The 18,785-nt window shown below is 59.0% G+C and carries 17 protein-coding genes; 9 read left to right on the top strand and 8 right to left on the bottom strand.

Annotated features, from left to right (window positions below):
• Positions 1 to 105 precede the first annotated feature (105 nt).
• The 9 genes from murC (at position 106) to mutT (ending at position 11,353) form a co-directional block, all read left to right on the top strand.
• A complete protein-coding gene (murC, locus tag OKC42_RS07880; protein ID WP_005336150.1) occupies positions 106 to 1,560 on the top strand; it encodes a UDP-N-acetylmuramate--L-alanine ligase in 1,455 nt (484 codons plus the stop codon).
• Between the two features lie 97 nt (positions 1,561 to 1,657).
• The gene (locus OKC42_RS07875; RefSeq protein ID WP_005336149.1) at positions 1,658 to 2,410 is read left to right on the top strand and encodes a cell division protein FtsQ/DivIB; all 753 of its coding nucleotides are present in this window, start codon (positions 1,658 to 1,660) and stop codon (positions 2,408 to 2,410) included.
• The gene (gene ftsA / locus OKC42_RS07870) at positions 2,391 to 3,650 is read left to right on the top strand and encodes a cell division protein FtsA (protein WP_005336148.1); all 1,260 of its coding nucleotides are present in this window, start codon (positions 2,391 to 2,393) and stop codon (positions 3,648 to 3,650) included. The genes OKC42_RS07875 and ftsA overlap by 20 nt, the downstream gene beginning before the upstream one ends.
• 39 nt (positions 3,651 to 3,689) lie before the next feature.
• Positions 3,690 to 4,841 (top strand): cell division protein FtsZ, encoded by a 1,152-nt coding sequence (ftsZ, locus tag OKC42_RS07865; RefSeq protein ID WP_005336147.1) that lies wholly within the window; start codon positions 3,690 to 3,692, stop codon positions 4,839 to 4,841.
• Positions 4,842 to 4,940: 99 nt separating this feature from the next.
• A complete protein-coding gene (gene lpxC / locus OKC42_RS07860; protein WP_005336146.1) occupies positions 4,941 to 5,864 on the top strand; it encodes a UDP-3-O-acyl-N-acetylglucosamine deacetylase in 924 nt (307 codons plus the stop codon).
• 140 nt (positions 5,865 to 6,004) lie between these two features.
• Entirely contained in the window at positions 6,005 to 6,910 is a 906-nt protein-coding gene (locus OKC42_RS07855; RefSeq protein WP_005355107.1) for a M23 family metallopeptidase, read from the top strand.
• 59 nt (positions 6,911 to 6,969) lie between these two features.
• Entirely contained in the window at positions 6,970 to 9,690 is a 2,721-nt protein-coding gene (secA, locus tag OKC42_RS07850) for a preprotein translocase subunit SecA (protein WP_270819415.1), read from the top strand.
• A 65-nt stretch (positions 9,691 to 9,755) separates the two neighbouring features.
• Positions 9,756 to 10,940: a tetratricopeptide repeat protein gene (locus OKC42_RS07845; RefSeq protein WP_270819414.1), complete on the top strand. Its 1,185-nt coding sequence runs from the start codon at positions 9,756 to 9,758 to the stop codon at positions 10,938 to 10,940.
• Between the two features lie 8 nt (positions 10,941 to 10,948).
• Entirely contained in the window at positions 10,949 to 11,353 is a 405-nt protein-coding gene (gene mutT, locus OKC42_RS07840) for an 8-oxo-dGTP diphosphatase MutT (RefSeq protein WP_019444787.1), read from the top strand.
• Between the two features lie 77 nt (positions 11,354 to 11,430).
• On the opposite strand, the gene yacG is transcribed toward mutT, so the two are convergent.
• From yacG to nadC, 8 genes are all read right to left on the bottom strand, one after another.
• Positions 11,431 to 11,625, bottom strand: a complete 195-nt coding sequence (yacG, locus tag OKC42_RS07835) for a DNA gyrase inhibitor YacG (RefSeq protein ID WP_005336142.1) — start codon at positions 11,623 to 11,625, stop codon at positions 11,431 to 11,433.
• Between the two features lie 9 nt (positions 11,626 to 11,634).
• Positions 11,635 to 12,357 (bottom strand): cell division protein ZapD, encoded by a 723-nt coding sequence (zapD, locus tag OKC42_RS07830; RefSeq protein ID WP_005336141.1) that lies wholly within the window; start codon positions 12,355 to 12,357, stop codon positions 11,635 to 11,637.
• Positions 12,358 to 12,394: 37 nt separating this feature from the next.
• Positions 12,395 to 13,009 carry a dephospho-CoA kinase gene (gene coaE / locus OKC42_RS07825; protein ID WP_270819412.1) on the bottom strand — a complete coding sequence of 205 codons (615 nt, stop codon included), beginning with the start codon at positions 13,007 to 13,009 and terminating at the stop codon, positions 12,395 to 12,397.
• Positions 13,010 to 13,022: 13 nt separating this feature from the next.
• Entirely contained in the window at positions 13,023 to 13,895 is an 873-nt protein-coding gene (locus OKC42_RS07820; protein WP_088868329.1) for a prepilin peptidase, read from the bottom strand.
• Between the two features lie 61 nt (positions 13,896 to 13,956).
• On the bottom strand, positions 13,957 to 15,198 hold the full coding sequence (locus OKC42_RS07815; RefSeq protein ID WP_005336136.1) for a type II secretion system F family protein: 1,242 nt from the start codon (positions 15,196 to 15,198) through the stop codon (positions 13,957 to 13,959).
• Between the two features lie 239 nt (positions 15,199 to 15,437).
• The gene (tapB, locus tag OKC42_RS07810) at positions 15,438 to 17,144 is read right to left on the bottom strand and encodes a PilB family type IVa pilus assembly ATPase TapB (RefSeq protein WP_005336134.1); all 1,707 of its coding nucleotides are present in this window, start codon (positions 17,142 to 17,144) and stop codon (positions 15,438 to 15,440) included.
• Positions 17,145 to 17,147: 3 nt separating this feature from the next.
• Positions 17,148 to 17,579 carry a pilin gene (locus tag OKC42_RS07805; RefSeq protein ID WP_139411607.1) on the bottom strand — a complete coding sequence of 144 codons (432 nt, stop codon included), beginning with the start codon at positions 17,577 to 17,579 and terminating at the stop codon, positions 17,148 to 17,150.
• Positions 17,580 to 17,906: 327 nt separating this feature from the next.
• Positions 17,907 to 18,782, bottom strand: a complete 876-nt coding sequence (nadC, locus tag OKC42_RS07800; RefSeq protein WP_216947458.1) for a carboxylating nicotinate-nucleotide diphosphorylase — start codon at positions 18,780 to 18,782, stop codon at positions 17,907 to 17,909.
• Positions 18,783 to 18,785 lie beyond the last annotated feature (3 nt).

Raw genomic sequence — 18,785 nt, 5'->3', positions numbered from 1 at the left:
AGGTTGCAGCGGTGACACCGTGCAGCCTTGTACCTGTATGTATTGATGCCGCCGTGCAGCCGTGCTTTGACGGCACATGGCCTGCGGCAGACTAAAGAGACGATTATGACCAAGGTTGAACTGGCAAAACTGCGTACTGTGATCCCCGAAATGCGCCGCGTGCGTCGCATCCACTTTATCGGCATCGGTGGTGCCGGTATGGGCGGGATCGCCGAAGTGCTTGCCAACGAAGGGTATCAGGTAACGGGTTCTGATCTGGCTCGCAACGCCGTGACCGAGCGGTTAGCCGGACTGGGCGCCCACATCTTCGTCGGCCACAGTGCCGAACACGTTGAGGGGGCCAGCGTGGTGGTGGTCTCTACCGCCATCAAGCAGGACAACCCGGAGCTGCTGGCTGCCCGCGAACTGCGGATCCCGGTCGTGCGCCGCGCCGAGATGCTGGCCGAGCTGATGCGTTTCCGTCACGGTATCGCCATCGCCGGTACCCACGGCAAAACCACCACCACCAGTCTGGTGGCGAGTATCTATGCCGAAGCCGACCGCGACCCGACCTTCGTCATCGGTGGCCTGCTCAACAGTGCCGGTACCAATGCCCGTCTGGGTAGCAGCCGCTACCTGATTGCCGAAGCGGACGAGAGCGACGCCTCTTTCCTGCATCTGCAGCCGATGGTCTCTATCGTGACCAACATCGAAGCGGATCACATGGATACCTACGGCGGTGATTTCTCCAAGCTGAAGGCCACCTTCATCGAGTTTCTGCACAACCTGCCCTTCTACGGACTGGCGGTGGTCTGCATCGATGATCCGGTGATCCGTGGCATGTTGCCCGAGATTGCCCGTCCGACCTTGACCTACGGTCTCTCTGACGATGCCGATGTACAGGTGCTGGATTTTGTTCAGACCACCAACCACAGCTGCTTCCGTGTTCGCCGCAAAGAGGCGGGTGAGCTGCAGGTGACCCTCAATTTGCCGGGTATTCACAACGCATTGAACGCCGCAGCGGCGATAGCTGTCGCGACAGAGGACGGGGTCAGCGACGAGGCCATCATCTCTGCACTGGCCAAATTTGAAGGGGTCGGTCGTCGCTTCCAGCAGTATGGCGAGTTTGAAACCGGTCGCGGTAAGGCGATGCTGGTGGACGATTACGGTCACCACCCGAGCGAAGTGAAGGTCACCATCAACGCCGCCCGTGCCGGTTGGCCCGAGAAGCGTCTGGTGATGGTGTTCCAGCCGCACCGTTATACCCGCACCCGCGACCTCTACGAGGACTTCGCCGATGTGCTCTCCAAGGTAGACGTGCTGGTGATGCTGGAGGTTTATGCTGCCGGTGAGGAGCCAATTCCGGGCGCTGATGGACGGGCACTGTGCCGCTCCATTCGCTCCCGCGGCAACCTGGAACCCATCTTCGTCGCTACGCCAGATGACGTGCCAGCCGTGCTGGCCGACCTGATCGGCGAGGGGGATTTGGTGTTGACTCAAGGCGCCGGGAACGTCGGGGCGCTGGCCCGTCGTCTCGGAGAGATGAAATTGAGCATAGATAGCATGAAATCTGGCGCCTGAGGGCCCAATGAGTATTTTGACCGCCAAGCCGGGGCCTATATAATGGCGAACCGGTCTGTCAAAGGCCGGTTTAGCGCGTTACACGGGGATCGATCGGGTGGAGGCAAGGGCACAGGGGCGCACCAAGGGTGGCTTCATCGCAGGAGTAGCATTTTTCCTGCTGGTGATATGGGGCTGCTACCGGACGGCGCTGGATGTTAAAGGTTGGCTGACAGATGCCAACCGGTTGCCCATGAGCGAGCTGTTGCTGCAGGGGCAACACCAGTATTTGCAAACCGAAGAGCTGCGGATGGCCGTGCTGGATGGCGCCGAGCTGCGCAACTTCTTCGAATTGGACGTCAACGAATTGCAGGCACGGCTCAATGCCTTGCCATGGGTGGCCTCGGTCTCGGTACGAAAGAAGTGGCCGAACAAGATCAAGATCTACCTCACGGAACAAGATGTGGCTGCGCGCTGGAATGGCAACCGCTTCGTCAACACCAAGGGCAAGGTATTCAGTGCCCCGGATCGGGTCAAGACGCCGCTGTTGCAGCTGTCAGGGCCGGATGACCAGGCCGCCCGGGTGTTGAAAGAGAGTCGGCAGTACGAGTCGCAACTGGCTGCCAAGGGATACAAGTTGCTGGGGGTGAATCTGACCCCCCGCCATGCCTGGGAACTGACCCTGGATGGCAATATCAAGCTGTTCCTGGGACGCAATGACATTGCGCTCCGGCTGCAGCGGTTTATCGATGCCTTCCCGGTTATCGAACCCCGTGCGCAAGTCGCCTACGTGGATCTTCGATACGACACCGGAATGGCAGTTGGCTGGAAGAAGAGCGAAGAGAAAGTGCATGACCAACACCGCAGATAGGAATTTGATTGTCGGACTGGATATCGGCACAACCAAGGTGGCGGTTCTGGTCGGGGAAGTATTGCCGGACGGTGAACTGAATGTCATCGGTATGGGCAGTCACGCTTCTCGCGGAATGGAGAAGGGCGGGGTCAATGACCTCGACTCCGTGGTCAAGTCACTGCGCCGCGCGGTGGAAGAGGCCGAGATGATGGCAGATTGCCAGATCAGCTCGGTCTATCTGGGGTTGTCCGGCAAGCATATTGATTGCCGCAACGAGACCGGTATGGTGCCCATCTCCGATGAAGAGGTGACCCAGGAGGATGTGGACAACGTGATCCACACCGCCAAGTCGGTTCGCCTCTCCGACGAGCTGCGCGTGCTGCATGTGCTGCCTCAGGAGTTTGCCATCGATTATCAGGAAGGGATCAAGAATCCGGTCGGCCTCTCCGGTGTGCGGATGGCAGCCAAGGTTCACCTGATCACCTGCCATAACGACATGGCCCGCAACATTGAGAAATGTGTGGAGAAGGTCGGTTTGCGTGTGGATCAACTGATCTTCTCCGCGCTGGCCTCCAGCTATGCCGTGTTGACCGAAGACGAGAAAGAGCTGGGTGTCTGCGTGGTGGACATCGGTGGCGGCACCATGGACATGTCGCTGTTTACCGGCGGTGCCCTGCGCCACACCAAGGTGATCCCGTACGCTGGCAGCACTGTGACCAGCGACATCGCCTACGCCTTCGGCACGCCGCCGCTCGACGCGGAAGCGATCAAGGTGCGCTACGGTTGCGCCCTCGGCCGTCTGGTCAGCAAGGAAGACAATATTGAAGTACCCAGTGTCGGCGGTCGCCCGGCGCGCAGCCTGCAACGGCAGACACTGGCTGAAGTGATTGAGCCCCGTTACACCGAGTTGCTCTCCATGGTGAATGATGAGCTGGTGCGGGTACAAAGCGAGTTGAAAGCGCAGGGGGTCAAGCATCAGCTGGCAGCCGGTGTGGTCTTGACCGGCGGCGCTGCCCAGATTGAAGGCATTGTGGAGTGTGCAGAGCAGATCTTCCAGAGCCAGGTCCGGGTGGGAGAGCCCATGAACATACGTGGTTTGAGTGATTACGTGCAGGCACCGGTGTACTCGACTGCGGTCGGGTTGCTGCAATATGGCCGCACCCATCAAGCCACAGGTAGCAACAAAGAATATGCCGCCAAGGCAAGCGTCGGTGGCCTGGTCAAACGGGTTAGCAACTGGCTGCGTGGCGAGTTCTAAGAATTTTGCTGAGTCAGGCAAATAAAGCGGAGAGACAACATGTTTGAATTTATGGATAGCCACACTGACGAAGCCGTCATTAAAGTGATCGGTGTAGGTGGCGGCGGCGGTAACGCTGTCGAGCACATGGTTCGTCAAAATATTGAGGGTGTTGAGTTCATTACTGTCAACACCGATGCCCAGGCACTGCGTAACTCCAGCGCCAACACTACCCTGCAGATCGGCGGTGGCATCACCAAGGGTCTGGGTGCCGGAGCCAATCCGGAAGTGGGTCGTGATGCGGCCATGGAAGATCGTGAAGCACTGCGTGAGCTGCTGACCGGTTCCGACATGGTGTTCATCGCCGCCGGTATGGGTGGTGGTACCGGTACCGGTGCTGCGCCGATCGTGGCCGAAGTGGCGCGCGAGATGGGCATCCTGACCGTTGCTGTGGTGACCAAGCCGTTCTCCTTCGAAGGGAAGAAGCGGATGGGCTTCGCCGCGCACGGTATCGAAGAGCTCTCCAAGAATGTCGACTCCCTAATCACCATCCCCAACGACAAGTTGCTGAAGGTGCTGGGTCGCGGTATCTCCCTGCTGGATGCCTTCAAGGCGGCCAACGATGTACTGCTTGGCGCGGTACAGGGCATTGCCGAGCTGATCACCCGCCCGGGCTTGATCAACGTCGACTTCGCGGACGTACGTACCGTAATGCGTGAAATGGGTACTGCCATGATGGGTACCGGTTCCGCCTCCGGTGATGACCGCGCCGAAGAAGCGGCCGAGAAAGCCATCTCCAGCCCGCTGCTGGAAGATGTGGATCTGGCTGGTGCCCGTGGCATCCTGGTCAACATCACCGCCGGTATGGACATGACCATCGAAGAGTTCGAAACCGTGGGTAACGCGGTCAAGGCCTTCGCTTCCGAGAACGCCACTGTAGTAGTGGGTACCGTAATCGATCCGGAAATGCACGACGAACTGCGTGTGACCGTGGTTGCTACCGGTATCGGTGCCGAGCGCAAGCCGGACATCACTCTGGTCAAGAGCAGCCAGGTGCAAGAGCGCCCGGTGCGTCAGCCGCTGGTCAGCGACATGATGCAAGGCCGCGTGATGGACGAAGCCCCGGCCAAGGTGGTCAACGCCGAGCCGCAAGCTCGTCGCGAACCGGATTATCTGGATATTCCGGCGTTCTTGCGCAAGCAAGCTGACTAAGCCTCTTATGGCTCTTGTTTGTTTGTTGTTCAAGGAATGTGCTAAGATGGCCTGCCAACGACCATCTGGTCCGGATTTTAAGCTGTTTAGGGTACACCCATGATTAGACAAAGAACCTTGAAAACGAGTGTACAGGCGACTGGTGTCGGCCTGCATTCGGGCCGGAAAGTCACCATGACGTTCCGTCCGGCGCCTGTGAACACAGGAATCGTTTACTTGCGTACCGACCTGAATCCTGTGGTGGAGCTGCCAGCCAATGCCGATCAGGTGCGCGATACCGTGCTCTGTACCGCTCTGGTCAACGAAGCCGGTGTCCGTGTCTCTACCATTGAGCACCTCTCTGCCGCGCTGGCCGGGATGGGGATCGACAACCTCTACGTTGAGGTGGACGCGCCCGAGATCCCGGTGATGGATGGCAGTGCGCATCCCTTTATCTACCTGCTGCAGGAAGTCGGGATCCGTGAGCAGAATGCTGCCAAGCAGTTTGTGCGGATCAAGAAGAGCATCCGGGTTGAAGACGGCGACAAGTGGGCGGAATTCCACCCTTATCGCAACGGCTTCAAGATGGATCTCGAGATCGATTTCCAGCATCCGGTCTTTGAAGGGCGCAATCAGCGTTGCGTACTGGACTTCTCCGGTGCCTCCTTCGTGAAAGAGATCAGCCGTGCCCGTACCTTCGGGTTCATGCGCGATATCGAGTACCTGCGTTCCCAGAACCTGGCGCTGGGCGGAAGCCTGGAAAACGCCGTGGTCCTGGACGACTATCGGGTACTAAACGAAGACGGTTTGCGTTATGAGGACGAGTTCGTCAAGCACAAGATGCTGGACGCGATCGGTGACCTCTATATGTGTAACCGCAGCATCATCGGTGAGTTCCGTGCCTACAAGACCGGACATGCCCTGAACAACAAGCTGCTGCGTGCCTTGCTGGCCGAGCAGGAGGCTTGGGAACTGGTGACCTTCGAGGGTGAGGGCGACAAAGCGCCTATCGCTTACTACGATAACGGTCTGGTTCTGGCCTGATAGCTGTGCAACGGAACGTCGGTCCTCTCTCCGCACCGACGTTCCGTCATTTGTTTACTCCATCCTTTAATACCGATTATCTCCCGGTTTTATTTCCCGTGCAGGCTCCTGGCCGCACCTGACCGAGCAGACTGATTTCTATGAGCATTACCCTGATCCTCCACGGCAAGCAGCGACGCAAGTTGCACCTGCCCAAACAACGTCTGGCCTGGGTCGGCGGTATTCTCTTCTCCCTGTTGGCCCTTGGTGGTGGTTGGCTCTGGCAGAGCTGGCACCAGAAAATGGAGGCGCTGGAAGTGGCGCTTGCCGTTGCCGAGCAACAGTCCGTTGACCAGAGTGGCGACGAAGCCCGTGAACAGTTGGCAATGCTGGCAGCTCAGGTGGGCACCATGCAAGGCCAGCTTGGCCGTCTCAATGCCCTCGGCGAACGATTGACCGAGCAGGCCGATCTCGATCCCGACGAGTTCAATTTCAAAGAGCTGCCCCCCATGGGCGGCCCTTCTTATGATGAAGAGCTGGAAGTGAGCCTCAACGAGCTGCAAGCCTCGATGAAACACCTCAGCCAGCAGCTCAGCAGCCGCGAAGAGCAGCTGTCGGTACTTGAATCTTTCATCATGAATCACCATATCACCGATGCCGGTTTTATTTCCGGCACGCCAGTCAAACAGGAGCGAGTTTGGGTCTCGTCCGGGTTTGGTGGACGGGTCGACCCGTTCAACGGGCGTGCCAAGATGCACAAAGGGGTCGATTTCCGTGGCAAACCCGGAACCCCGATTCTGGCTACCGGGCCCGGCATTGTCAGCTGGGCGGGCCGTCATCCGGAATTTGGCAATATGGTGGAGATTAATCACGGCAATGGCCTGGTCACCCGCTATGCCCACAACTCCAAGTTGCTGGTCGAGGTGGGCACCCTGGTTGATCAGGGTCAGAAGATTGCCTTGATGGGACGCACCGGTCGCGCGACCGGGGTCCATCTGCATTACGAAGTGTTGAAAGATGGTCGTCAGGTCAACCCCGCACGCTTTCTCAGTGCCAGACGGGGTTAGGTTTTTTTCTTCAGGTTCCAGTGACGGAACGCTTTTATAACCAGAAATAGTTGGTACCCATGATTAGCACACTGCTTACCAAGATTATCGGCAGCCGGAACGACAGAACGCTCAAGGCTTTGCGCAAAATTGTAAAACAGATCAATGCCATGGAGCCGCAGTTCGAGGCTCTCTCCGATGCCGAGTTGCAGGCCAAAACGGCTGAATATCGTCAGCGTATCGAGCAGGGTGAGACCCTGGAGCAGTTGCTCCCGGAAGCGTTCGCGACCGTGCGTGAAGCCTCCAAGCGGGTGTTCGGCATGCGTCACTTCGACGTGCAGCTGATCGGCGGCATGGTGCTGAACTCCAACCGCATCGCGGAAATGAAAACCGGTGAAGGTAAAACCCTGACCGCAACCCTGCCAGCTTACCTGAACGCCCTGAGTGGCCGCGGTGTGCACGTGGTGACGGTGAACGACTATCTGGCCAAACGTGACGCTGAGGCAAACCGCCCGCTGTTTGCCTTCCTCGGCATGACCGTCGATTGCAACGTGCCCGGTATGGATGCGTCCCAGAAGCGTGACGCCTACGCCGCCGACATCACCTACGGTACCAACAACGAATTCGGTTTTGACTACCTGCGCGACAACATGGCGTTCTCGCCGGAGCAGCGGGTACAGCGTCCGCTCAACTACGCGCTGGTGGATGAGGTGGACTCGGTGCTTATCGATGAAGCCCGTACTCCGCTGATCATCTCCGGTCCGGCCGAAGATAGCTCCGAGCTCTATATTCGCGTCAACAAGCTGATCCCGCTGCTGGTCAAGCAGGACAAGGAAGACACCGAAGAGTACACCGGCGACGGTCACTACACAGTAGACGAGAAGAACCGTCAGGCCCTGCTGACCGAAAACGGCCAGATCTTCGTGGAAGAGCTGCTCAAGAAAGAGGGGCTGCTGGACGAGAACGACTCCCTGTTCTCCGCCTCCAACATCAGCCTGCTGCACCACGTCAATGCCGGTCTGCGCGCTCACACCCTGTTCGAGCGCAACGTCGACTATATCGTCCAGAAAGACGAGATCGTCATCGTCGACGAGCACACCGGCCGTACCATGCCGGGTCGTCGCTGGTCTGATGGTCTGCATCAGGCCGTTGAAGCGAAGGAAGGGGTGAAGATCCAGAACGAGAACCAGACGCTGGCATCCATCACCTTCCAGAACTACTTCCGTCTCTACAACAAGCTGGCGGGCATGACCGGTACAGCTGATACCGAAGCCTTTGAATTCCAGCAAATTTATGGCCTGGATACCGTAGTTATCCCGACCAACAAGCCGATGGTGCGCAAAGACATGGGCGATCTGGTCTACCTGACCGCCAATGAGAAGTATGCCGCCATCATCGAAGATATCCGTCAGTGCGTGGCGAAGGGCCAGCCTGTACTGGTTGGTACCGTCTCTATCGAGAACTCCGAGCTGCTCTCCGGCATCCTGACCAAGGAGAAGATCCCGCACAAGGTGCTGAACGCCAAGTTCCACGCCATGGAAGCGGAGATCGTTGCCCAGGCAGGTCAGACTGGTGCGGTCACCATCGCGACCAACATGGCCGGTCGTGGTACCGACATCGTGTTGGGCGGCAACTGGCAGGCAGAGATTGCCAAGCTGGAGAACCCGACCAGCGAGCAGATTGCCGAACTGAAAGCCGCCTGGCAGGTGCGTCACGATGCGGTGCTGGCCGCCGGTGGTCTGCACATTATCGGCACCGAGCGTCACGAATCCCGTCGTATCGACAACCAGCTGCGCGGCCGTTCCGGTCGTCAGGGTGACCCGGGCTCCTCCCGTTTCTACCTCTCCATGGAAGATACCCTGATGCGGATCTTCGCCTCCGATCGCGTGACCGGCATGATGAAGAAGCTGGGCATGGAAGAGGGCGAAGCCATCGAGCACCCGTGGGTCACCAAGGCGATCGAAAACGCTCAGCGCAAGGTGGAAGGTCGTAACTTCGACATCCGCAAGAGCTTGCTGGAGTTTGATGACGTTGCCAACGACCAGCGCAAGGTGGTCTACGAGCAGCGCAATGAGCTGCTGGATACCAACGACATCTCCGAGACCATCCACGTTATCCGTGACGACGTCTACGGCGCGGTGATCGACGAATACATCCCGCCCCAGTCTCTGGAAGAGATGTGGGACGTGCCGGCTCTGGAAGCGCGCCTGAAGGCGGACTTCGCGCTGGATCTGCCGCTGCAACAGTGGCTGGCGGAAGATGACAAGCTGTATGAAGAGAAGCTGCGCGAGCGCATTCTGGACGAAGCCTCCAAGCTCTATGCCCACAAGGAAGAGCTGGTCGGCAAAGAGGTACTGCGCAACTTCGAGAAGGCAGTGATGCTGCAAACCCTGGATGGCCTCTGGAAAGAGCATCTGGCGGCCATGGATCACCTGCGTCAGGGCATCCATCTGCGCGGTTACGCCCAGAAGAACCCCAAGCAGGAGTACAAGCGCGAATCCTTCGATCTGTTCACCCAGATGCTGGAAACCCTCAAGCGCGACGTGGTCAGCATCCTGAGCCGTGTTCAGGTGCAGGAGCGCGATGTGGAAGCGATGGAAGAGCAGCAACGCCAGCAGGCGGAAGCCGCTCCCCGCACCTATACCCACGCCGCCGCTGAGAGCCAGCTGGCCGATGAACAGGCTGCAGGCGAAGAGGGTCACACCACCTTCGTACGCGACGAGCAGAAGGTCGGTCGAAACGATCCCTGCCCGTGTGGTTCGGGTAAAAAATACAAGCACTGTCACGGTCAGCTGACCTGACACCCTGCCATGATGAATACACCGCCTCCGGGCGGTGTATTCATTTTCGGACCAAGGAGGGGACGATGAGCAGATTGCCGGCGGGATGGGATGGGGAGGCACATGGGCACTGGCTGCAGGAGAGACGCCAGGAGGCGATCCGTTGTGTGCTGAGCAGGCTGAACGCAGAGACGAACAAATCCGTTCCCCTGCAACTGCAGTTTGCCTATTACCTCTTTTTGTCCGGCGATCCCGCTTCGGCGGCACAGGTGCTGACGCTGGCGTACCGGTCTGCGCCCGATAACACTGAGGTGCTGCGCAATCTCTGTGTCTGCCTCTCGCGCTCCGATCAGCATGAGCGGGCTGTGACGCACCTGGTCGAACTGGTGCGGCGCGAGCCGGGTGATTATCTGGTCCATGACGGGCTTTGCACTTCCCTTGCCAAGCTAGGACGCCATGAAGAAGCGGCACAAGCGGGAACCCGTGCCCTGACTCTCAAGGATGAGGCCGTCTCGCAGCCTGTCGCGGGGTGGGTACTGCCGGCAGAGGGGCCGGATGAATGGCTCGCGGAGCAGGGGGAGAAGCAGGCAGTCATCGCATTCTCCCTGTGGGGAGCACAGCCCCGCTATTTACGGGGAGCGCTCGACAATGTGCTGGCCGCAGCCTACCTCTATCCGGGCTGGCGGGTGCGCTTCTATGTGGATGGCAGTGTCCCTCAGGGGTTTCTGGCCTGCCTGCAGGAACATGGCGCCGAGATAAAGGTGCAGCCCGATGGTCAATCCCAGCGTCAGCGCCTATGCTGGCGCTTCCAGGTCGCCAATGATCCCGGAGTGGGGCGCTTCCTTGTGCGCGATGCGGACTCCGTGCTGAATCTGCGGGAGCGGCTGGCGGTCGATGACTGGCTTGCATCGGGGCGCTGGTTCCATATCATGCGTGACTGGTGGAGCCACACCGATCTGGTGCTGGCCGGCATGTGGGGCGGTGTGGCCGGTGTGCTGCCTCCCCTTGCGCCGCTGATGGCGAGCTATCAGCCCAGTACGATGGAAACACCGAACATCGACCAGTGGTTCTTGCGAGACTGTTTATGGCGCTATCTGCGCCAGAGCGCGCGGGTACACGATCGTTGTTTCACTCCGCCCGGTGCTCTGCCCTGGCCGCAGGTTGCGCCGCCGGGCAATGAGCATGTCGGGCAGGATCTCTTCAGGGCCCGGGGGGATCAGCAGGCCATTCGGCTTGCCCCCTGGATCGCCCGTTTGCCGTGTTTACGCTGAGGACAATGATGGAACAGAAGAAACGGATCTGGGTGGCGGTGGGCGTCATCGAGAACGAACGGGGCGATATCTTCATCGCCCGACGCTCCTCCGATCGCCATCAGGGGGATCGCTGGGAGTTTCCCGGAGGCAAGGTGGAGTCGGGTGAGGATCTGCTCACCGCACTGGATCGGGAGCTGTGGGAAGAGATCGGCATCCGGGTATTGGATTGTGCCCCCTTTATGGAACTGCAGCACGACTACCCCGAGAAGCAGGTATTGCTGGATATCTGGAAGGTGACCCGTTTCAGCGGCGAGCCGTTCGGAAAAGAGGGGCAGGAGTGTCTGTGGGTGCCGGTGGCAGAGCTGCATAACTACCACTTCCCCGATGCCAACGGTCCGATTGTCGCGCGGCTTCAAGGCCTGCTGGCGTGAGCCGGTAGTAATCAACAAGCATGAAAAAAGGGCCAATCGGCCCTTTTTTCATATTGCAGAGGTGCGTGACCAGGGGCTTATAGCCACTGATCGCCCTCTTCCGGCTCCGGCAGCAGATCCGGGTTGATCTCCCCCGGGATCCGCTTCTCTTCATCGGCCCATTCGCCGAGATCGATCAGCTGGCAGCGCTTGCTGCAGAAGGGGCGGAACGGACTCTGCGGGCCCCACTCCACTTCGCTCTGACAGGTCGGGCACTTTACCTTGGTGACCATAAGCGCTCCTTAGCAGCAGGCGAGCTGGAACGGCACATCGCCAATCGGCTGTTCTGCGGTGGGCAGAAAGCGCAGGGCGAAGCGGTTCTTGTGGCCGCTCAGGGTCGGGTAGCAGAACAGATTGCCCGGCAGCTTGATGCGGATCAGCTCGGCGCTCTCGGCGGTGTCCTGGAAGAAACCGTTGCTGGCAACCTGCTCACTGAAGCTGCCTGATTCACGCCACAGGCGCAGCAGCAGGGTGATGGCATTCATCAGCAGGTTAATGTCGCTCAGCCAGCCTTGCATCTGCTGGTGACGGGTGATGGCCGGGGTACCGAGCCAGTGGTGCAGCTGCGGCACATCGAAGGCACACAGGCCACCGGGGATGGAGAAACGCTGGCGAATGGAGCCGAGCAGACGATCCTCTTTCAGGCGGGCACCCGGGCGTGGCGAATTGAGCAGGTTGCGGGAGAGCTGGCTGCTCTCTTGCTGCATCAGTTTGATCTGCTCCAGATCGACGTCGGGCAGGCTGGCCCAGTGGCTCAGACGCTGGCCGAGACGCTCCAGATCCTTGATGAGGTCGGCGCGCAGGTCACCACGCTCCAGCAACTCCTGCAGATCGAACAGCCCCTTGAAGAAGGCGATATGTGCCCAGGATTGTTCACTCTCCAGATTGTCGCGGATCTGGGAAAACAGGGACTCCAGACGAAGATAGGTCCGGCTTTTTTCATTGAGGGGGAAATCGTAAATCATGCCTAATCCTGGCCAGCCATAAACCGGCCTAGTGTACTCACACTTGGCGGCCTTGTTGAGAGGCAATTGCCAGATATGTCTCGTGCAGCGCCAAAATCCGCGTTTTAATCGCCATTTCGCTGCCATTGTGGTTTTCGATGACATCATCCGCCGCCGCGAGACGTTCCGACCGGCTCGCCTGAGCGGCGATGATGGCTCGGGCCTGCTCGGCCGATACACCATCCCGGCGGCAGGTGCGCTCAACCTGGGTGGCTTCGTCTACATCGATCACCAGCACCCGGTTGGCGAGGCCGGTGAGTTTGTTCTCCACCAGCAGTGGCACCACCAGCAGGCAGTAAGGTGAACTGGCTGCGGCACACTGGCGCAGCATTTCGCTGTGAATCAGCGGGTGAAGCAGGGCATTGAGCCACTCCTTGGCCTGTGGGTCGCTGAAGACCCGCTCGCGCAGGGCGCGACGGTCGAGTTGACCGCTCGGATCAATCACATCCGGGCCAAAATGGTCGGCGATGGCGGCAAGGGCCGGGGTGCCCGGCTCGACCACTTCGCGGGCGATCACATCGGCATCCACCACCTCGATACCCAGCGCGGCAAACTGATTGGCGATAGTTGTCTTGCCGCTGCCGATACCACCTGTGATAGCAACTACATACATGGGGGCCTCTTGCTCAAAGCAGGGTAGAGAGATACCAGCGGGTGATGGTATCGCCCCACAGCAGGGCGATCCAGCCCGCAATGGCGAGGTAGGGGCCGAAGGGGATGGGCTTGCCCTGATGATGTTTGTGCAAGGCGATCAGGCTGATGCCGATCACGGCACCGACCAGAGATGAGAGCAGCAGAATTATGGGCAGCGCCTGCCAACCGAGCCAGGCGCCCAGCGCCGCCAGCAGCTTGAAGTCGCCATAGCCCATCCCCTCCTTGCCAGTGAGCAGCTTGAAAGCCCAGTAGAGGCTCCAGAGCACCAGATAGCCCGCCATGGCGCCGATCACGGCATCTGCCAGCGGCACGAAACCACCAGCCAGATTGAACAGCAGCCCGCCCCACAGCAGTGGCAGGGTGAGCTGGTCGGGCAGCAACATCTTGTCGAGATCGATGAAGGTGAGGGCGACCAGCACCCAGGTCAGCAACAGGGCGGCCAGTGTGCCCCAGCCCGGTGTTATGACCATGGCTACGGCCACTGAGAGCAGGGCGGTCAGTAGCTCTACCAGCGGATAGCGGGCCGAGATGGGGGCCTGACAGTCGCGACAACGCCCTTTGAGCCAGAGCCAGCTCAACAGCGGGATGTTCTCCAGCGCAGTGATGGCGTGGCCACAGTGAGGGCATGCGGAGCGCGGCACCATCAGGTTGTAGCGCTCTGGCGCAGTGGCCTCCTCATCGGGGGCGAAGTAGCTGCGGTACTCGGCCTGCCACTCCCGCTCCAGCATGATGGGCAAGCGGTGGATAACCACATTGAGGAAACTGCCGATCATCAGGGAGAAGAGAAAAACCAGCGAGAAGTAGAGCCAGGGCAAGCTGTGAGCCAGCTCGAGAAGAAGTGTCATAACCAACCGTCAGTTATTGAATGAGGGGGAGGGCATGGTTGTGGTGCCATGCCCTGATAAATCAGCCTACCACGTCGCCAAGCTTGAAGATGGGCAGGTACATGGCGATAACCATGCCGCCGACCAGCACCCCGAGTACCACCATGATGAGGGGTTCCAGCAGGCTGGTGAGGCCATCGACCAGATCATCCACCTCCTGTTCGAAGATGGTGGCGACCTTGGAGAGCATATCATCGATGGCACCGGACTCCTCACCGATCATCACCATCTGGATCACCATGTCGGGGAAGAGATCGACGGTGCGCATTGCAACGTTGATCTGCATACCGGCCACCACCTCGTTGCGGATGGCCATGACCGCGGTGCGATAGACATAGTTGCCGGAGGCGCCAGCCGCCGAAATCAGCGCATCTACCAGCGGAATACCGGCGGAGAAGGTGGTCGACAGGGTGCGGGCAAAGCGGGCCATCGCCGCCTTGTGCAAGATCATCCCGACCACCGGAATGGTGAGGACGAACTTGTCGGTATTGTCTTTCACCTTCTGGGAGGCCCGCCAAGCCCGCACGTAAAGGAAGATGCCAAGGGCCGTGCCACCAAAGAAGACATACCACCAGTTCTGCATAAAGCGCGAGATGCCGATAACAAACTGGGTGAACACCGGCAGCTCGGCACCGAAGCTCTTGAAGATATCCTCGAACTGCGGAATGACGAACAACAGCAGGATGGAGGTGACCACGATGGCGACCAGAATGACCATGGTGGGGTAGAACATCGCCTTCTTGATCTTCGACTTGAGCGCTTCCGACTTTTCCCGATAGGTGGCGATACGGTCGTAGATGGTCTCCAGCGCACCGGATTGCTCACCGGCTTCAACCAGATCGCAGTAGAGATCGTCAAAGTAGAGGGGATGGCGGCGCAGCGCCTCCGACATGGGGGTACCGGTCTCCACATCGGCGGCAATCTGCCCCATCAACTCGCGCATCGAGGCTTTCTCGTGACTGCGGGCGATGATCTGCAGGCTCTGCACCAGTGGTACGCCGGCGGAGAGCATGGTGGTGATCTGGCGTGAGACGATGGCGATATCCATCGGCTTGATCTTGGCGCCGCCCTTGGAGAAGAGCCCCTGGGATTTCTTGGCTACCTTGGTGACGTTGACCCCCTGCTTGCGCAGTTCGGTCTTGACGGTGTTGATGCTGTCGGCCTGCAGCTCGCCGGAGACCTTCTGCCCCTTGCGATTAACCCCGTGCCAGCGGAAGGCGAAGACTTTCTTGGGGGCATTGTTCTTTTTCGTTAGGGTTGCCATCTTTGCATCCTGCAATGGGGTTGGTTGTCAGAGCCTGGCTCTGCACGTCATCAACCTGGTCAAGGTGCCCGACTGGCTTGATGCCTGCGGGGTACTGATAGGGTGGGCGGTGCCTTCTTGGCGCCATACCGGTTATTTGAATATCTGATTACTCTGTTGTTCGGGCTGTCATCAATTCCGTGTTCGTGAACGACGAATTCGCTCTGCCAACCAAACCGGCGGGTCGTTCCGCACACGGATCAGTTGGTGGTGACCCGGTTGACCTCGGCCAGACTGGTGACCCCGAGCCGGGCCTTCTCCAGTCCCGAGGTGCGCAGGGTACGCATCCCCTCTTTTTGGGCGATAGCGGCGATTTGCAGGGAGTTTGCCCCTTGCATGATCAATTTGGCGATGTTCTCTGACATCAGCATGATTTCGTAGATGCCGACCCGCCCCTTGTAGCCGCCGGAACACTCCTTGCAACCGACCGGTTTGAACAGTCGCAGTCCGGCAGCCAGCTGCTGCGGCGTAAAGCCCAGCTCCAGCAGTTCGGCTTCCGGCACCACTTCCGGCGCTTTGCAGTGGTCGCACAGTTTACGGGCCAACCGCTGGGCCATGATCAGGGTGACCGAGGAGGCGATGTTGAAGGCCGGAACCCCCATGTTCATCATCCGGGTCAGGGTCTCGGCGGCGGAGTTGGTATGCAGGGTGGAGAGCACCAGGTGACCGGTCTGCGCCGCCTTGATAGCGATCTCGGCGGTTTCGAGATCGCGAATTTCACCCACCATCACCACATCCGGGTCTTGCCGCAGGAAGGAGCGCAGGGCGCTGGCAAAGGTGAGCCCCGCCTTGGGGTTGACCTGCACCTGGTTGACGCCGGGCAGGTTGATCTCCACCGGGTCTTCGGCGGTGGAGATGTTTACCTCGGTGGTGTTGAGAATATTGAGGCCGGTATAGAGCGAGACCGTTTTGCCCGAGCCGGTGGGGCCGGTCACCAGGATCATCCCCTGTGGCTTGGAGAGGGCGCGCAGGTACTGCGCCTTCTGCCGGTCATCAAAGCCGAGTTGCTCGATATTGAGGCGTGCCGCCGAGGAGTCGAGCAGACGGATAACGATCTTCTCCCCCCACATGGTGGGCAGGGTGTTGACCCGCATATCCATCGACTTGTTGCGCGACAGCTTCAACTTGATGCGGCCATCCTGTGGCAGCCGCCGCTCGGCGATATCGAGCCGCGCCATCACCTTGAGGCGGGCGGAGAAGCGGTTGGAGAGGTTGACCGGCGGTGTGGCAATTTCATGCAGAATGCCGTCGATGCGAAAGCGCACCCGATACTTGAACTCATAGGGCTCGAAGTGCAGGTCGGAGGCACCGCGCTTGATGGCATCCATCAGGATCTTGTTGATGTACTTGACGATGGGAGCATCGTCATCGGCTGTATTGACGCTTTCGTCGAGCCGACTGTTTTCGTCGGAGACTTCGAGATCCGAAATCTCGGACTCGTCGATATCCTCCATGCCGAGGGCGTCGTTTTCACTCTCCAGCAGTTTGCCTATGGCGGCGGTGAGTTTGTTCTCCTCCACCAGCAGCGCTTCGGTATGAAGGCCGAAGCTGAAGCCAAAGTCCTCCAACGCCGAGACATTGGTCGGATCCGACATGGCGATGTATAGGGTGTGGCCCTGGGTGTAGATGGGCAGGACGTGGTGCTTCTCAATCAGCTTCTGATTGAGGTACTTCTGCGGGATCTCGGCCAAGTCGAAGGCGGCAAGATCCAGCAGAGGTACCCCATACTCCAGCTCGCAAAAATCGGCGAGCGCTTTGCTGTCGAGGATCTCGTTCTCTATCAGAAATGTCACAAAGGGTTTGCGCTGGGCCTTGGCCTGGCTCAGATAGCGCTGGGAGTCTTCTTCACTGATCAGTGAAGAGGCGGCCAGGCTTAACGCCAGGCCGCTATTAGGGCTAGAGGTCATGCCTTAGCATTTGCCATCAGTCTTACATGAACCGGAGACTGTCCACCTAACTTGCTGACCAGCTGCTGTAAGAGCATTAGATATGAGAACATAGGTTGAGTTACCAACATCAGAGCCACCACTACCAGTAACGGTTATGGTATTAGCAGTTGTACCGGTTGCAACGGAAACACCAGTTAAGACGTTTGAGGTTGTAAAAGCTCCAGACGTTGCATTGTTTCCAGCAGTGACGCAATCAGCAAGTGTCAGTGTGCTGGCTCCTTGAACGCAAACTTCAACGGCAGTTTTTGCTGGACCTGTGGCAGCGATTACTTCAGTAAACTTTGCTCTCTGTGTGTAGCTTTGATAAGCAGGCAGCGCTACCGCCGCCAGAATGGCTACGATCGCGACCACGATCATCAGTTCAATAAGGGTAAAACCCGATTGTTTCTTCATTTCGCTCTTCATGGAAAATGTCCTTTTATCCTTGGTTCCTGGGAAGTGTCGGTGGAAAATCATCCGCACGTCAGTATCTTATCCGAGCTGTCAGGGGTGGCAACAGAGATTGCTGCCTTTGTTAACTACTTTCATGTCATTTACCAAAAACTTGATGCGAGTCATAAAATAAGTGGCTTCTTATGACTCTTTGTTACGGGTGAAAGCGGGTCCGTCATTACACTCCTTTGCTGAGGGATCCTGCATAAAGAAAAGGCGCCCATGGCGCCTTTTGCAAGTTGTTTATCCTGTTATATCGAGTGTTTGCTCAAGCCTGTGGGGGGAATCTCACTGCTGGATAAAACGCATGGAGAGATCGAGCGCCCGCACATGCTTGGTCAGCGCCCCGACAGAGATAAAATCGACGCCGGTGGCGGCAAACTCGGCCAGAGTATCCAGCGTCACATTACCGGAGACTTCGAGCTTGGCGCGGCCCTGATTGATGGCGACGGCTTCGCGCATCATGGTCACGTCGAAGTTGTCGAGCATCACGATATCGGCGTGTGCCGCCAGCGCCTGTTCCAGCTCTGCCAGCGTTTCGACTTCTACCTCTACCGGTTTGCCCGGATTGAGATGACGAGCCTCATTAATCGCCTCGGCAATACCGCCACAGGCGAGGATATGGTTCTCTTTGATGAGATAGGCATCGTAGAGGCCGATGCGGTGATTCTTGCCGCCGCCACAGGTAACCGCGTACTTCTGGGCGGTGCGCAGCCCGGGGATGGTCTTGCGGGTGTCGAGCAGACGGCAGTCGGTGCCCTCCAGCTCTGCCACATAGCGGGCGGTGAGGGTGGCAACGCCGGAGAGGGTCTGGACAAAGTTCAGCGCATTGCGCTCGCCGGTTAGCAGCAGGCGGGCAGGGCCGTGGAGGCGAAACAGCTCCTGATTGGGGGAGAGCACTTCGCCATCCTGCACCAGCCACTCCACCTTCACTTCGCCACCGAGCTGGGCCTTCAGTTGCAGGAAGACTTCATCCACCCAGGGCTGGCCGCAGAACACACCGGCCTCGCGGGTGATGACCCGGGCGCTGGCCATCCGATCCGCCGGGATCAGCTGGGCGGTGATATCGGCGCTGGCGTCCGGTTGGTCCAGCGTGGTGAGGGCATCGCCCAGATCTTCGAGTAGTGCGGCGCGCACGGCGCGGCTGACATCCTGTTGAAACATGCC

The organism is Aeromonas sp. Y311-2 (assembly GCF_027706025.1).
Taxonomy (GTDB): domain Bacteria; phylum Pseudomonadota; class Gammaproteobacteria; order Enterobacterales; family Aeromonadaceae; genus Aeromonas; species Aeromonas veronii.
The sequence above is the reverse complement of the archived record's forward strand: the minus strand, read 5'-3'. Positions and strand labels throughout refer to the sequence as shown.

Bases quoted from the DNA above. Each gene is read 5' to 3' on its own strand.
- murC (WP_005336150.1), top strand. From the start codon at position 106: ATGACCAAGGTTGAACTGGCAAAACTGCGTACTGTGATCCCCGAAATG.
- ftsA (WP_005336148.1), top strand. From the start codon at position 2,391: ATGACCAACACCGCAGATAGGAATTTGATTGTCGGACTGGATATCGGC.
- ftsZ (WP_005336147.1), top strand. From the start codon at position 3,690: ATGTTTGAATTTATGGATAGCCACACTGACGAAGCCGTCATTAAAGTG.
- lpxC (WP_005336146.1), top strand. From the start codon at position 4,941: ATGATTAGACAAAGAACCTTGAAAACGAGTGTACAGGCGACTGGTGTC.
- OKC42_RS07855 (WP_005355107.1), top strand. From the start codon at position 6,005: ATGAGCATTACCCTGATCCTCCACGGCAAGCAGCGACGCAAGTTGCAC.
- secA (WP_270819415.1), top strand. From the start codon at position 6,970: ATGATTAGCACACTGCTTACCAAGATTATCGGCAGCCGGAACGACAGA.
- OKC42_RS07845 (WP_270819414.1), top strand. From the start codon at position 9,756: ATGAGCAGATTGCCGGCGGGATGGGATGGGGAGGCACATGGGCACTGG.
- mutT (WP_019444787.1), top strand. From the start codon at position 10,949: ATGGAACAGAAGAAACGGATCTGGGTGGCGGTGGGCGTCATCGAGAAC.
- yacG (WP_005336142.1), bottom strand. From the start codon at position 11,625: ATGGTCACCAAGGTAAAGTGCCCGACCTGTCAGAGCGAAGTGGAGTGG.
- zapD (WP_005336141.1), bottom strand. From the start codon at position 12,357: ATGATTTACGATTTCCCCCTCAATGAAAAAAGCCGGACCTATCTTCGT.
- coaE (WP_270819412.1), bottom strand. From the start codon at position 13,009: ATGTATGTAGTTGCTATCACAGGTGGTATCGGCAGCGGCAAGACAACT.
- OKC42_RS07820 (WP_088868329.1), bottom strand. From the start codon at position 13,895: ATGACACTTCTTCTCGAGCTGGCTCACAGCTTGCCCTGGCTCTACTTC.
- OKC42_RS07815 (WP_005336136.1), bottom strand. From the start codon at position 15,198: ATGGCAACCCTAACGAAAAAGAACAATGCCCCCAAGAAAGTCTTCGCC.
- tapB (WP_005336134.1), bottom strand. From the start codon at position 17,144: ATGACCTCTAGCCCTAATAGCGGCCTGGCGTTAAGCCTGGCCGCCTCT.
- OKC42_RS07805 (WP_139411607.1), bottom strand. From the start codon at position 17,579: ATGAAGAAACAATCGGGTTTTACCCTTATTGAACTGATGATCGTGGTC.
- nadC (WP_216947458.1), bottom strand. From the start codon at position 18,782: ATGTTTCAACAGGATGTCAGCCGCGCCGTGCGCGCCGCACTACTCGAA.